General features: G+C 34.4%; 15 protein-coding genes and 1 pseudogene. 14 read left to right on the forward strand and 2 right to left on the reverse strand.

Annotated features, from left to right (window positions below; all coding sequences use genetic code 11):
* Positions 1 to 64: 64 nt before the first annotated feature.
* From IPH52_10255 to IPH52_10280, 6 genes and pseudogenes are all read left to right on the forward strand, one after another.
* Positions 65 to 1,309, forward strand: a complete 1,245-nt coding sequence (locus IPH52_10255) for a DUF1343 domain-containing protein (GenBank protein ID MBK7055421.1) — start codon at positions 65 to 67, stop codon at positions 1,307 to 1,309.
* A gap of 21 nt (positions 1,310 to 1,330) precedes the next feature.
* On the forward strand, positions 1,331 to 1,927 hold the full coding sequence (locus tag IPH52_10260; GenBank protein ID MBK7055422.1) for a hypothetical protein: 597 nt from the start codon (positions 1,331 to 1,333) through the stop codon (positions 1,925 to 1,927).
* Positions 1,927 to 2,777: pseudogene (locus IPH52_10265) on the forward strand (DUF2797 domain-containing protein). Before IPH52_10260 ends, IPH52_10265 begins: the two are co-directional and overlap by 1 nt.
* A 3-nt stretch (positions 2,778 to 2,780) precedes the next feature.
* The gene (locus tag IPH52_10270; protein ID MBK7055423.1) at positions 2,781 to 3,587 is read left to right on the forward strand and encodes a tetratricopeptide repeat protein; all 807 of its coding nucleotides are present in this window, start codon (positions 2,781 to 2,783) and stop codon (positions 3,585 to 3,587) included.
* Entirely contained in the window at positions 3,584 to 4,681 is a 1,098-nt protein-coding gene (locus IPH52_10275; protein MBK7055424.1) for a hypothetical protein, read from the forward strand. Before IPH52_10270 ends, IPH52_10275 begins: the two co-directional genes overlap by 4 nt.
* A 43-nt stretch (positions 4,682 to 4,724) precedes the next feature.
* Positions 4,725 to 5,285, forward strand: a complete 561-nt coding sequence (locus IPH52_10280; protein MBK7055425.1) for a DinB family protein — start codon at positions 4,725 to 4,727, stop codon at positions 5,283 to 5,285.
* Between the two features lie 289 nt (positions 5,286 to 5,574).
* Here the strand turns inward: IPH52_10280 and IPH52_10285 are convergent, their stop codons facing one another.
* Positions 5,575 to 6,288, reverse strand: a complete 714-nt coding sequence (locus IPH52_10285) for a FecR domain-containing protein (protein MBK7055426.1) — start codon at positions 6,286 to 6,288, stop codon at positions 5,575 to 5,577.
* Between the two features lie 401 nt (positions 6,289 to 6,689).
* The gene (gene serC, locus IPH52_10290; protein ID MBK7055427.1) at positions 6,690 to 7,784 is read right to left on the reverse strand and encodes a 3-phosphoserine/phosphohydroxythreonine transaminase; all 1,095 of its coding nucleotides are present in this window, start codon (positions 7,782 to 7,784) and stop codon (positions 6,690 to 6,692) included.
* Between the two features lie 147 nt (positions 7,785 to 7,931).
* On the opposite strand from serC, the gene IPH52_10295 reads away from it, so the two are divergent.
* The 8 genes from IPH52_10295 to IPH52_10330 all read left to right on the forward strand — a co-directional run bounded on the left by IPH52_10295 (position 7,932) and on the right by IPH52_10330 (position 15,069).
* On the forward strand, positions 7,932 to 9,569 hold the full coding sequence (locus IPH52_10295; protein ID MBK7055428.1) for a hypothetical protein: 1,638 nt from the start codon (positions 7,932 to 7,934) through the stop codon (positions 9,567 to 9,569).
* 574 nt (positions 9,570 to 10,143) lie between these two features.
* Positions 10,144 to 10,926, forward strand: a complete 783-nt coding sequence (locus tag IPH52_10300) for a hypothetical protein (GenBank protein MBK7055429.1) — start codon at positions 10,144 to 10,146, stop codon at positions 10,924 to 10,926.
* Between the two features lie 38 nt (positions 10,927 to 10,964).
* Positions 10,965 to 11,654, forward strand: coding sequence for a hypothetical protein (locus IPH52_10305; protein MBK7055430.1), 690 nt, complete (start codon positions 10,965 to 10,967; stop codon positions 11,652 to 11,654).
* On the forward strand, positions 11,644 to 12,618 hold the full coding sequence (locus IPH52_10310; GenBank protein ID MBK7055431.1) for a WYL domain-containing protein: 975 nt from the start codon (positions 11,644 to 11,646) through the stop codon (positions 12,616 to 12,618). The genes IPH52_10305 and IPH52_10310 overlap by 11 nt, the downstream gene beginning before the upstream one ends.
* Before the next feature lie 81 nt (positions 12,619 to 12,699).
* The gene (locus tag IPH52_10315) at positions 12,700 to 12,867 is read left to right on the forward strand and encodes a hypothetical protein (protein MBK7055432.1); all 168 of its coding nucleotides are present in this window, start codon (positions 12,700 to 12,702) and stop codon (positions 12,865 to 12,867) included.
* A gap of 1 nt (position 12,868) precedes the next feature.
* Positions 12,869 to 13,375 carry a hypothetical protein gene (locus IPH52_10320; protein MBK7055433.1) on the forward strand — a complete coding sequence of 169 codons (507 nt, stop codon included), beginning with the start codon at positions 12,869 to 12,871 and terminating at the stop codon, positions 13,373 to 13,375.
* Positions 13,376 to 13,383: 8 nt separating this feature from the next.
* Positions 13,384 to 13,899, forward strand: coding sequence for a hypothetical protein (locus tag IPH52_10325; GenBank protein ID MBK7055434.1), 516 nt, complete (start codon positions 13,384 to 13,386; stop codon positions 13,897 to 13,899).
* 582 nt (positions 13,900 to 14,481) lie between these two features.
* Positions 14,482 to 15,069: a hypothetical protein gene (locus tag IPH52_10330; protein MBK7055435.1), complete on the forward strand. Its 588-nt coding sequence runs from the start codon at positions 14,482 to 14,484 to the stop codon at positions 15,067 to 15,069.
* Positions 15,070 to 15,182 lie beyond the last annotated feature (113 nt).

Here is a 15,182-nt window from a genome sequence, read left to right on the forward strand (position 1 = left end):
CTGCTTTCTAATTCTTATCCCTATAATTCTATGGAATCATTTAGAACAAATCAAAGTGAGTCCTATGAATCAGAAATTAGTTTTATTCTTTTTAATTGGGTTATTGGCATGTAGATCATCGAATGATGAAAGTATTATTCGTAAGCATCCAAGTGCCATTGATATAAAACCCTCTAGTGTAAAGTTCTTCAAAGAGGTATTGCCTACACTTGCCAAGAAAAAAATTCTTCTAGTCACAAATCCGTCCGGCATTGGGAACAATCCCGAGCGGCTAATGCAGACTTTCTCCGAATATGAAATTCGTCTCCAATATTTAATTGGATTGGAGCATGGATTCTTGGGACTCGATGAAGATTTTAGCTCTACACCGGTTACGATTGATTCCACCTTCAATGTTCCCATCTATCATATTTACAAATTAAAACCAAGTGATATTCAACTATTGCTCAGTGGAGTAGATGCCGTTGTATTTGACGTTCAGGATATGGGAATGCGTTGTTATACATACCTCACAGTCTTAAAACGAATCATGGATCAAATTCCAGACAATAAAATTCAATTTGTGCTACTCGATCATGTAAGTCCTGGAATGGAAATCGCTACGAGTGGCTCTGAGTTGAAAGGCGGTTACGAGAACTTTGCCGCTGACTTCCCCCTTCTTTTTTTTACGGGGCTTACACTTGGTGAATCTGCAAAGTATTATAACGCAGAATATTTACAGAACAGAATTGATTTGACTGTCATTCCAATGGAAAATTATACAAGAGGAATGCGATTTGAAAAAACCGGTCTTGTCTGGAATACTCCATCGCCTAATTTACCCAATCTAGACTCTGCTCGCAATTATCTAGCTCTAGTTTTTTTAGAAGGAATTAATATTTCTGTCGGACGTGGAACACAAGCTCCCTTTGTTTACTTTGGTGCTCCTTGGTTTAAAGATTCAGAGGAATTCTCTAGTCTACTCCATACAGATTCAGGGAATGATTATTACTTTCAGCCTGTTTTCTTTAAACCTGCTTTTGGTCCCTATAAGGATAAAATTTGCCGTGGACTTCGTATGACTGTTGTGAATTTGAATTATAATCCGATAAGATTAGCATACAATCTAATTAAATTGTTGAAGGAAAATTATAAACGTGATTTCAAATGGAATGGCGGTGGAGAGAAATTCTTTATCGACAATCTCTGGGGAAACGATGGATTTAGAAAAGCAATCGATGCAAATCTTACCTACGAAGAATTTCATGCAACCTTCGCAAGTGTAGAAGAAGCATTTGCTAAAAAAATAAAAAAATATTATATCTACTAAACGGAGAGGATAATGACTAACATGAAAAAAATCAAAAGTATTGTAAAAAATTCTTTTTTCTTAACAATTCTTTTACTTCTAACTGCTAACTTAGGTGCTGAATCAAAATGGGTCAAGCTTTCAAAGACAGACCGAGAAAAAGCATTCAAAGAATTTGACTACGACAAAGTAAAAAAAACTCTAACGGCAAAATACAATTATGCGAAAGAAGTTACGGTTCCTTATTCGATGTGCCAGGAAGCATTTCCTGATTTACCCGGACAATTTCCCTGTAGCTTTCTTTCCGATGAACATTCTATTAAAAAAAGCGTAGAAGATGTAAACAGTGAAGCTGGAGCAGGGGGAAGAATTGGAATTCGCATTTCCAAAGAGAAAAACCTTATTGGCGGCAAAGTATTCTTAGTCGGTGAAGACCAGAGCTCTGACGGAACTGTCAATGAAGACATGCTCCAGGTATTCTATTTAAAGAATAATTATATTTCTCATTATACCTACAAAGACCAATTAATTCTTTTCAAATGGACAGGCAAGAAAGGAGAAGAGACACTGGTATCCATTCTACTTGTTAAATTTGACAAGAACAAAGAAGTTAGTTTTTCTAAAAGGATTGATTTCTAATGAAAGGTTTCTTGCGAATGATGAAGCATGATGGGTTACTTCCTGTTACCTACCACTTTGTCATGGCAGAGTATGACAGTGTATCGAAGAAAACACAAAAGGCAGAAGCAACAGAAAAAAGAAGTGAGTTTACAATGAACTCACTTCTCGGGAAAAAACTAAGACTCTCCTTTACCGAAGAAATTCGCTGTGTAGATTGCGGGAAGGTTACTAAGAAAAGCTTTGCACAGGGGTCTTGTTATACTTGCTTTTTAAATCTTGCGAGTAATGATATGTGTATCCTTAAACCCGAAACATGTCATCATCATCTAGGAACTTGTAGAGAGCCAGAATGGGGACTGGCGAATTGTTTTAAAAAGCATACACTCTATCTCGCCAATACGAGTGGAGTGAAAGTGGGGATAACAAAAGAAAACCCCGTTTCTAAAAGATGGGTCGATCAAGGAGCCATGTATGCTTTGCCTGTAATTGAATTTTTATCCAGAAGAGATTCAGGAATTGTAGAAAGCAGTTTAGCAAAGTATGTTGCCGATAAGACTTCCTGGCAGAAGATGATTGGCGGAGATTCAACTCCGATTGATTTGTTTTTAAAAAAGAAGAATTACTAGCTAAGATAAATCTAAAAGAGCTTGTGAAAGATTTTACAATAATTAAAAATCCAACTCTCACCGAGATAAAATATCCGATTGCAAGCTATCCTTCTAAGAAAGTTTCTTATAAACCAGATAAGACAAAACCAATTGAAGATACTCTTGTGGGGGTTAAGGGGCAGTATCTGCTCTTTGAAAAAGGTGTAATTAATATTCGCTCTTACAGTGGATATTATGCTGAGTTAGAAATAATCGAGTGAGTCATGAAATTATTTTTAGTATTTTTCCTTACAATCTACTTTTCTATTGGGGTATACGCGGATAATCTAGAACCGATTCGCAAACTAAGAGAGGCAGGTCGTTTTGATGAAGCAATTGAGACTCTGATGAATTCGAATTATACAAGTGATATTGAATCAGAAATGCTTCTCGCAAAATTATACTTAGATAAAAATGCATACGAAGATGCAGTGCGTGTTTATACTCGCATTTGCAATGTGCTGAATACTCACGATTGTTTCAATGAACTTGCAATTACTTATCTCTCTATGGGAAATTACCAACAAGCAATTGATGAATTTGAAAAATCTATTTACTTAAACCGTAAGTCCGCAATGGTTTATTCCAATTTGGCGCAAGCTTACTTAATTGTAAAAAAATACGATAAAGCAGAAGAGGCTCATAAAATGGCACTCAAACTTTCTTCTGAAAATCCAATTGTAAAAGTAAACTACGGAGTCTTCTTGATTAAAACAAAAAAATATGCAGAGGCGAAAGGAATTTTAAAAGATGTTCTGAGAGAGAATACTTCTATGTTTGTCGCTGAATTGTATCTTGGAATTGCACACTATATGAAAGAAGAATACAATTCTGCACTTATTCACCTCAATCGTGGATTATTGATCAATCCAGAATCCTATGATTTGCATTACCACAGGGCGATTGTCTATTATAAGAAAGGTGATTATATCAATGCATTTCTTGATTTAAAAATGGCGGACAAGATTTCTCCTGATAATCCTAAAACCGGGGAACTAAAAAAACTAGTAAGGCAGGATTCAAAGCTATGAAATGGAATTCTATTTGGTTAATCATGATTATCCTGTCTGCGGATTTAGCTGCTCAAGTAGGACGAAATTTTAAAGTCACTGAATTTGGAATTCTAAACTATGCAGACAGTAAAAACGTAGTGACAGAGAGCGTTTTAAAAGACAAAGTTCGTATGGACAAAACAGAATCTAGTCCTCAGATTAAAAACTTCGCACCTAAAGAACAAAAGTTTGACATAGACCCGATTAAGAAAGCGGATCTATTAGGAAATAGGGGAACTCGTTTTGCTATTCCCGAAAATGCCTTTGTGGATAATACAGGTAAGCCGGTAGAAGGATCTGTCACCGTGACTGTCACAGAAGTCATTGACGAGCTAGATTTTCTTACCTCCGGCATAGGGCTAGTCTATTATAGCAAGTATGGTAAAGAATTGTATTTGATTTCGGGTGGAATGTTTAAGATAGAATACAAACAGGGAGAGAATAAAGTTCAGCTTGCCCCGGGCAAATCTATCGAAGTGCAGTTTCCAGATGTTAGCCCCAAGGAGAGTTTTAGTCTCTACCATATGGATGAAAGCGGAATTTGGAATTTGAAATCTTCTCTTTCCAATAATGATCGCATAGATGCAGGAACTATTGATAAAAACAATCTAGAAGGACGTAAGATTGTAGGAGTAAGAATTGCAATTATCGACAAGCCCGGCTACTGGAACTTTGCCTTTCCTGAATTACAACACACCTGTCTCAAAGGAACGATAGACGATAGCAAAAATCCCGTCGGGCAAAACATTGATTTAACAGTAATCGTTTTAGATGTGAGAGGATTTTTTTCTCGTTCTAGTAAAGAAAAAGAATTTTCCATTAACTCCTATAAAAAACGTCCTGTTCGAATTTTAGCTATGGACGAAAAAGGAAATCTGGGTATGTCCGGTCAGATTCAAACCTCTGATAAGAATGGTTACGATAAAAATACAGAAGGACCGGATAACTTTAAACAAGCAATTGGAAGTATTGAACTCAAGAAAGTTCCAGATGATGTTTGGAGAGATGAAAAGCTATTCCGGCAATTGCTTGGTTTCATCCAAGAAAAATACTATGTAAAATATCGAAAATAAAAAAAGGTAGAGTTGGCATTGTTTTAAAAAAAGGAAAAGTAAAATGTTACAATTAGAAAATAAAAATCCTTATAGCAAGTCGGAGATACTTGCTTCGATGGATGATATCAATCAAAAGGTAAAATCTTTTTATAGAGAGATTAGCCCGGAACTTTTTTTTCATGATGGATTGGGTGGTTGGTCGCCTGCTCAGAATTTGTCTCATCTAGGAGACATTGCAAAAGGAGGAGTGCTTTTACTTCAATTGCCTAAATTTCTTTTTTTAATCTTTGGTAAAAGAGAATCACAGAGAGATTTTAAAACTCTACAAACTGATTATATTGGAAGTGATAAATCCATTTATCTAGGTCCCTTAGTGCCTGCCTCCATACCACCAAAGGATTATAAAAAGCAAATCGCGGACTTAATGACAAAATGGGATAAGGTTTGCACGGAACTAAAAGAAGTAGTGCAAAGTATTCCAGAAGAGGATTATGATAAGTATTCTATGCCTCATCCCACAATGGGAATGCTTTCGCTTAGAGAAGTCTTGTATCTAATCATCATTCACCCCATTCATCATAGCTATAAAGTAGAACAAAAAATATCTGCCCGTAAAGGTTAGTGGATAAAATAGATTAGCCACAGAGCCACCGAGGCTCAGAGAAAAAGAGGGTATATACAATTTTGGTTTCGGGTGAAAGAAATTTCCTAGACATAGCTCGGCTGCTGGGAGTAAGCGGGCGGAATTTACAAGATAAAATTTTCAAAGTCTACTCTAGCTTGAACATCTATACTTCAAACGCGAAAAATTTCTAAGGTAATGGAATTATTCCTTCGTGATCTTCGCGCTCTTCGTGGTTAAAAAATCTTTAAATGTAAATGACTCTTTTGTAGTTAATGATTCTTTAAAATTAAAGCTCTGCGAATTTCTTTAAAGCGATTTTTCTAAGTTTCATATGTTGTTCGTCGGTGAGGCTTCCCTTTTTTCCGAGAGGGCTGTTGTCTATTACGCTGTGCTTATGCTCAATAGAATCAAACTTTACACCGGCAGCTTTAAAGTCTTCGGGTGTCATTGTGATTGTCTTTCCATCTTTGGTTAATACTGAGTAGTCGGTGTTATGACTTCCATGGTAGTTTGTGACTTTGTCCTGAAAGTCAACGGCTCCCTGACAGTGGCAAATACCGTGTATTCCCTCTTCCTTAACTTCGAAGGAGTAGAAACTAGTTCCGCGGATACCGGCTACGGAAGTAGGCATTACAACATTGAAATTGGAATCTTTGTTTCGCTTTTTAGCTTTAATCCAGAAGTTGCCTTTGGTGGAGGCTAGCTCTTGCTCTTTCTCGTTGAATTTGTTAATGCTAAATTCAGCATTCTCTTGAATCTCAACAGACGCGGAATCGTTTTCGAACTGAATAATAGCTACTGACTTTTCGCCTGTCTTAATCGTATCGCCTTCTCCAATAGGAGAATCCTTCTTAGCCGCAACAGTGCCTGATTGGTTTGTGATTTCTACCTTGCCAATGACAAAGATAAGATTTCCTTTGGTTGCAGTTTCTTTTGGCTTATTGCAAGTAGCTACTCCCATTGCAATTGTTAAGATGATGATTGTATAAATATGTTTCATAAATAACCTCTTTTTTCCTACTTAATATGTTACAATAAAAGTTACAATTCATTTTTAAAAAAAAGTTTAAGAGACTGTGTAGAAAGTATTTTTTTAACCACGAAGAGCACGAAGAATTTTCAAATCCAGAATATCATCGGCGGTGAAATATTTCCTTTTACACAGTCCCAGGCACTGAGGGGAGGATTGGTTGTTTCGATTTTATTTAGGTGCGTCGCATGAAAGAGAGCCAGTGGAAAAACGGGACTCCAAAGAACATACTGTAAATAAATCAAAAAAAACCTCAATTACGAAAAAAATAATATTCAGTGAAGAAGACTCTCTTTAAATCTCTCTGTGTCTCAGTGCCGGCGCCTGTGGTGAGTTTTATCGAACCATGGCAATCCTTTATAGTAATGAAATCAATGTTTGTTTTCGAATTCGATTAGAAATTCAATCAATGCATTTACGCCTTCCGGCGGCATTGCATTATAAATCGAAGCTCTAAATCCACCTGCGTCTCTATGACCGGGTAGTCCATGTAAGCCTCTTCTTTCACTAGAGAAGGTAAATTCTTTTTCTAAAGATTTATCTTTCAAATGAAAGACCACATTCATAGAAGAGCGATGATCCCCTTTAACAGGGCAAGAGTATAATCTTGATTTGTCGAGAAAGTTATAGAGAGTGCGCGCTTTATTTTCATTCATGTCTTCGATTGCGTCGATTCCACCCATCTTCTTACACCAATCAAAGACTAGCTTGGCGATGTAGATGGAGTAGGTAGGTGGAGTATTGTAGAGAGATTTATTCTTGGCAATGGTAGAATAGTTGAGAAGCACCGGCATAGGCTCCTTAACCCCTTCGATTAAATCATTTCTAGCGATTACTATCGTTAAGCCGGAAGGTCCGATATTTTTTTGTGCACCCGCAAAGATGATACCAAAATCACTTACATTGATCTTTCTAGAAAGCAAATCACTCGTCATATCAGCAACGACAGGGACTTTTTTAATCTTTGGTAATGTTTTATAGCGAGTTCCATAAATGGTATTGTTAGACGTGATGTGTAGATACTTTGCGTTGGCGCTGATATTGCTATCGTTTAGATTTGGGACGAGTGTATAATTGTTTGCTTTATCGTCGTAGATGATGTTGGTGTTAAAACCCAATTTCTTTGCTTCTTGCTCTGCCTTGTTTGCCCAAACACCAGTGATAGAAAAATCAGCAGTCTCACCCTTACGAAGTAGATTCAAAGGAACTGCGGAAAATTGAAGAGTAGCCCCCCCTGGATAAAATAGAACGGAATAGTTTTCTGGAATGGAAAGAAGTTCTCTCAGAGTTTTCTCAGCACTTGTTAGAATTTCGTCAAAATGGTATCCGCGGTGACTCATTTCCATGATAGACATTCCCGTTCCCATATAATCTAGAAATTCTTTCTGGGCTAATTCCATCACGGGGGCAGGAAGCATCGCCGGACCTGCGTTAAAATTGTAAACTTTCACTTTTGTAGGGTTCATAGATATAGAATTTTTTAACTAGGTTTGAAATCAAATAAATATTTCCTCCAAAATCAATCTTTTACTTTTCAAATCCGACATTCTAAAGTAGGGAATTCGGCGGTTTTGTTATTGCTTTGCCCCTAACATTTGTAGGAAGTGTAATTTATGAATTCAGTTGTGAAGTTTTTTTCGTCCTTAGTGCTCCTCTCGTCCCTGTCTTTGTTTGCCCAAGAAAAAGCAAAACTAGGTGAAGGTGAGATTCGTGATTCAGAAAGAATCCGTTTTACCAATAGATCCAATGCTAGGGCAGCAGAGAATGTTAAAAGGCAAAATGATACAATCGGGAAAAAGCTTTCCGAGTTAATCGAATCTGAGCCTACACAGGTGCACGATTATAAAAATGTTTCTGTGCGTCGTATTTTGGCGGATAAGAACGGAATGTTCGGAGGAGATATTATTTCTCTAGAATCAGATTCCAGTTTCGGTCATATCAACTCGGTCTACCGAATCCTTGCTTCTTATATTTCTAATTCGTTTGGTTACGGTGAAGAGAAAGCAGATATCATCGCTCTCTATGTTCTCTATTATAATGCAATGCATAGAAATGAGAAAAGCTATTTCAAGACAAAGTATACTTCTAATTTACTAGACACTCTAAAAGTGAATAGCACAGGAATTGGAAAGACTTATAAAGAATGGGCAGGGAGAACACAAATCGTAATTCCTCTCGAAGCAAATGCACTCAAAGAAAACGAAATCGATGTTACCCTCGATGAATTAGGCAATGAAGTAAATAAGATCATTGATGAAAAGAAAAACGGCGCAGAAGAAAAAAAGAAATTTGCTGAGGTCGTAAAAGAAAAAATCATCGAAGAGAAAAAACTCCTAGAGGAAAAAAAAGAAGAGCTAAAAGTCAAAGAAGAAAAGATTGCTCTCAAAGAGAAAGATGTTGAAGCAAAGAATCCTCCTGAAATTAAGAAAGAAATCATAGAGCCTAAAAAAGAAATTGTAGAAGTCAAAAAAACAGAGCCAAAGCCTGAGCCTCCAAGAGAAGTTGTAAAGAACAATCCAGTAGAGCCTGTGAAGACTACTCCTGTGCAACCTGTGGCAAAAGAAACAGCCGTTGTGAAAACAGAAAAGCCAATTGAGAAAGCTCCTGAAATTAAAAAAGAGCCAACTGTAGATGTAAAGAAAATAGAAAAAGAATTGGCTGTCGTTAAACAGGAATTAGCCAAGAAGATTGAAGTCGAAAACAAAAAGAAAGAGTTTTCGCCTAACGTCATTGATGGTAAGATTGTATTCTTAAAAGTGGTGAAATACGATACAGCAGAAGGACATTTTAATAGCGAGCTACATCTGATTGATCCAGAAAAAGATGATGCAGTCCTAAAAAGTGATTTCAATAAGATTTGCAGTCGTCAGTTCAAAGAGTTTGGGGGTAATATCGTAGTAGTCGGATTTAAAGACGGACACAAAGACGAGCACCAACTTTATCTTATCAACAAAAAAGACTTAAAAGAAAACGGGAAGTCGACATCTAATGTTTTTTCAAGAACGATAATCGAAATTATTGGAGATGAACTCTATGCCTTTGAATTTGAAAAGGGTAGCTATTATATTTCTAAGTTCGACAAGGGGCTTCGTCGCCTTATCCGCTCTGACAGAGAAATCAATCCAGATTCTAACCTAACCTTCTACGGAAAAAAAATCTACGTAACCGGCAAAGCAGAAACCGGTAATGCAGTCGATATCCGCATATTCAACAAAGACGATTTAAAGTTCATAGGTAAAATTAAACCTTAAGAATCTGTAAATCTAGATTCAACTCAGAATGCTCTAACCACAATGCTTCGACCCTCAGATAGAAGCATTGAGTTAAAAACAAATTCCAAGTTATCTTAAGATGTCGCCTTGAATAGGTTCATCGTGAGGGGATCTAGAAGTATTCAGACTAAGATTTCATGGTTTTACCGAAAGAAAAGAATGAAGAGGTTCCGAAATCATCTATGATATTGGGTATGTGGGGTTTTAGATAAATATAGCCTGTCATCCCGAAATTTTCAGTCGGGAATCTCAACTTATAAAAGAATTTACTCCCGTCATTTCGAACATGCATCATCGTGAGAAATCTATTTGGCAAAGAAAGGAAAAAATTTTTACTTCTAAGGGCACGAAGGAAGGCAGAAGGATCAGTGCGGTTGCTTGTTGATGCTAGTCTTCTTATGTATTGGCTCAAACTTGTATGATTGCATATTGGTAATACTGATGTTTTTTATCTGAAAATAATATATCTGTAGGTTATACTCTTGACATTTATTGGTGATATCTGGATGATTAGTAAGACATCTTTTAAAGAAGTTTTAAATAGGAGACATTTATGAAACTAGAATTTAAAAATATTCCGAATTGGGTTAATCCTGCTTTACAAGGGTTAGCATATTGTATAGGATATAAAAAACAAATGTATTGGAGGTATCATTTTAGCGAAGGCTTTATAACGTCGGAATTGTATACTCTCTTAAACTCGCACAAGAAAAGCACTCAGATTGTTCTGGCAGAATTTCCATTTGAAAAAATGTTAGATGGATTCAAGTTACCAAAACGTTCTGGCAGTGATGATAAAAATACATTCGATGGAAATATTAAAAAAAGTGGTAGAATGCCTTCTGTTGACATTATTGTCGTAGATGATAGTAATATGAATGCTAATAAAAAATCATATGATAGTTTAGAAAATAGAAAATCTAATGATTTTATTCTCCCCAAGGATGCTGAGCAATTTTTATTTGAAATTAAACTGTTTGAAGGGGAAGGTAATATTGATTATGATTTTACAAAAGTGAATAGTTATCTACTTGCCAATGAAAAGGCTAGAGGATTTTCTTTAATTGTTATTCAAAATGGAATAATTGATAAGAATGGGAAACCAAAAACTGAATTAAAAATAAATGGTGAACCTATTATTGATGTTATTATAAACAATACTCATAAGGAAAAAATCAAGAAAACGAGAACTATATTAAATTTTCATACAGACACTTATTCTAAAGAAAACTATTCCTTTAAAGTAAGAAGAATTTATAAGGCTTCAGCAACTATGCAAGTAACTCACAAAAGTATTTTTATTCTATTAGTCGAAATATTGCCAATTATTAATTAAAATATAACTTAGTAAAAGTTAAGTAAGGGACGGAAACTATGGCACTTAAAAACATTCTAGATAAGGATGTAATTTTTCGAGATATTACTTTAAAAAAATATTTAAGACTAGTTAAAGATTGTTTAGATGAAGATTTATATGAAGGGGCTTTAATTATATCTCAAATAAAATTGGAGCAAATCATAAAAAGAATTATAAAATATACTTATAAAATAAATCAGATTAGCCCTACAAGTATTGATATATATTTGGATAATACTGCAAAGAACATAAATATATTAACAAATATATGTTTTCAAGAAGCGTACGGAAAAAATTGTGAGCAGTTTATTATAGATGGACTAGATAAGTCCGAAGAGAAAAAACATTTTAAAAATTTATGGGATAATTTTATATTATCTTCGAAGACATTAAGAAATTCATTGATACACACTGGCTCAAGTTCTTCGCCTGCAAGCCTTGTCTTTTCCGCTATAAATAATATATATTTAATCGATTTAATTCGATATAGTTTTAATAGAAGTTATCCGCATTTTGACATAATTGGAAAATTTAGTAAATTAAAAGTTTCCACAAAAAAATATAAGTACAATACAGTTGAAGATTTTTTAGGAAAAAAAAAGAAAATTTTACTAAACTCGAGAACGAGGAGCATTGATTTTCGAAAATTGAAGCATACATGCTTGTCATATCAAGTTTATTTGAAAGAATCTATTAATGCCCCTTAAACTCCATCTATCAACTCAGGAACAAATCACCCGAGGCATAGAACAACTTGCCCTCGGGTGGCAATTCATAAGTAACCCCGAAACAGAAAAGAAGAAAGTTCCGATTGATTTAATGATAAATATATTGGAAGAGTCTTACAACGATTTGTCGGAAAGACAAGAAAATGGAACAGATTATTTAGACCGAAGATATAGGAATTACAGAGAGAAGTTAGGCGAGAAACCTTTTTATATTAAAATAGACTTTCAAAAGAAAATCATTCAAAACTTTAAAGGGAACGAAGAGAATATACGAAGGCTTGCAAAGGTTTATTTGGAGAATTATGCAGAGGATTATAGTGATTATATTCTGGATAATTATTTTAAAGTTCAAAAGGAAAACGGACTTTTAGAATATTCTCTTTTCGTTATAGTATTTTTTAATCTTGCATCTAGGTTAGGATTGACTGTTGAGATGACCTATGATAATATTTTAGATTCATCAAAAAAAAGAAGACGGAGGATAATACCAATCGGAGTTTCCTGTCGCCGTCCTTATCTCAACTTGATTGCACAAGACTGTAATGATAAGATTTATAAACATTTTGTTTTGAGTTGTATTACAGAAATTCATACTGATATTTTTGAATTTGCCAATGATTCTGAGCGTAAAAGAAATAACCTTGATTTAAAACATTTTCGGAATTCAAAAGACTATCGCTTTGGAAAAGAATACGTAACATACAAAATAGAATTAAAGAAAAAATTTCTAAGACACTTCCGTAATGTTTACTTCCCTGAATTTGAAACGATTGAAGAGAATAGTGATAAAGTAATTTTAGAAATTACGACTTGGGATTATCGGTATTTTTATAATGCAATTTTTAATTACAGAGAGCATTGTTTGCTATTAGCCCCAACCGACAAAGTTGACTTTTATAAAGATATTTTACAGAATACATTAAAAAAATATTCAGACGATTAAAAAAACTTCAAAGCGGAAAAACTTTTCCTCTATTTTTTACAATAGTGTGATAACGTTAGATGTAGTTTTATAGGAGAGAAAATGTCATTTATCGTTAACGTTCAATACAAACATGGAAAATTAAATCCTACCAGTCAGTCAGCTTGGCAGGGTACCGTTATGGGAAAGAGTGAGTCTGCAATAATGGAGGTGCTCAATAAGCGTCATTCAGGAGAGAAGATAGTTATTTTGAAAATAACATGGAAGTAATATGAATAAATTAATTCCCCTAATCTTTCCATTTCTCATTGGATGTCTTTCTTATCCTACTAAGAAAGAGATAATCGAATTAGATAAAAAAATTCTAGATAAGACTTTTGATTACTCAATTGAGCAATCAGATATAGATGTAAGTTTAGAAGTAGTAAATAATGACCTAGTTGGTAAATTATTTAAGAAAGAACAAATAACATATCACATAAAAAAGAAAGAGATTACACAATTTGATAAAAGTCAATCCGGCGACTATTGGACAGGAGTAATAATTTATACTGTAGGCTCAATGGGCATGGCAATTCCGTTCTTAGTTTACGGGTATATCGAATCTTTAATTCAAGTCAATAGTAAAGATAGTGAAAAAATCTATGAAGAACAGGAAATACGTAAAAATGAAATAGATGAATTTAATCCTAATCAATTTTCAGAAGCAAGTTATTATGTTTTACTCAACAATAAAAAAAGATTAAAATTGCAAATTCATCTTTTACTGTATCTTTAGATTACTTTATGAACCAGAAAGAGGTTAATTTGGATTATGCGATATATTTAAAAAACACAGAAGTCAAAGCTGAAACAATTTCACTTAAAGATGATAATATTACAGGAACAAGTCCAAAATATAAGCAAATTCTCACGATGATAGAAATTGAAGAAAAGAAAAGAAAAATTGTAGAGGAACGAGAAAAGCAAGCATCGAATCAAAGAAAATCCATTGATAAAGAGAATGAAAATAAAGCACTGGAAGAATTTATTTATGAAAATAATGCTTATTTTCCAGACTTAAAAGAATGTGATTTGACAAAAGGTATAGAAATAAAAGAAAAACGAGGATATAAAGATGCTTGTAAAATAGGTAATCCTAATACTGGATATTCTAATGGAGCAAGGTTTAATAAGCAGGTATTCTTTTTTTGTATAAGCAAATATGATAAAAGGAAGACAGGAAAAGGAATCTCTTTTTTTCATAACTCTAATGGAGAATGGGGTAAAGATAAATCACAAGTATCTTGTCTAACTGAGTAGGAAAAATAAACCACCATATAACTCCAAGTAGCCACTTACGAGAGAGAACTACACTCCGCCGTTCGGAATGTCCCTCTCGCTCACCCAAAACCGGCAAAATTATATTAGCCACAGTTTGCGTATACTTGTCAGACTCACACAACTACCAATAATAGAAACAAACGACCACAGTTCCCCTGTTAAAAACACAGAGTCAATTCCACTGAGTAATCGAACAAATATTTCTTTTTTTGGAGATTTGAGAAAAACGAAAGAGGAAATGAAAAAAGAAATCCTCATTGCTGCAGCTGTGAAACTGTATCATGATAAAACGTAAAATCCTGTTAATCTTGTAAATCCTGTCAAAAATTTCTTTTACTATGCTATTACAAATACTTTTGCTTCAATACTTAGTCTTCGCAGTAAAGACCTCTTTCTAAACAAAAAATATCTGAGAACGAAGTGAAGTTTTATTGACTAGGTATAGCTATTGGTCATGCTAGAGTAGTTAAATGAAAGAAAAGAAGAAAGTTCCTAATCCTTATGGTCGTAAGAGATGGATATTTCTGTAAGTTTTCATAGTTATAATAAAAGGGAAAAATAATGAATAGTTCTCAAATAAATTTTTATCTAATGGAAGAAGATATTCAAAAGATAAGCGATTACATTGACTCGCAAAGACTTGTGATTGTTGCGGAGCCTATGCCTAATAAAAAATTGAATTTTGTTCCTTCCCTTCTAATTCATTCCCAAAAAAAAATAAAGGTTCATAGATATTTGATTTTTAGAAAAGAGGACAAAGATAAAATTGAAGCAAATTATATAGTCTCTCGAAACTATTTTACGGTAAATGAAACCTTTTCTTCTATTATAGAATTTATTCCCTCGGAAATTATTAATAATAAATTCTATAGGGGTAGAATATTTTATAATAAAAAATTCTATGCGGATAATGGTAATTTAACAGAAAAAGATCCTGTCTTTTTGAAAGTTGCAGGGGATCTATTTAAGTGGATTAAAAAGTCCATAAAAAATGTTAAATACCGCAACTTTGAAGAGTTCCTTGTTTCAGAAAACACACTTGCCTGGATAGAGCAAGAAAAGGGAACTCTTTTGTTAAACAATATTAGTCCTGATAAGGCTTCCTTAAAAGAATCAGAGATTGAGCAACGGATACGAATAGCAGTCTAGTCGGTTATACTATTTAAGTAATTTCGAGATTCATACTTGTGACTCATGGATCAGTAAAACCTCCCTTCTAAACAAAAAAAATGGCCGCGGTCAAATAAAAATTTGGTCGTTTC

The organism is Leptospiraceae bacterium, from assembly GCA_016708435.1.
Lineage (GTDB): Bacteria > Spirochaetota > Leptospiria > Leptospirales > Leptospiraceae > UBA2033.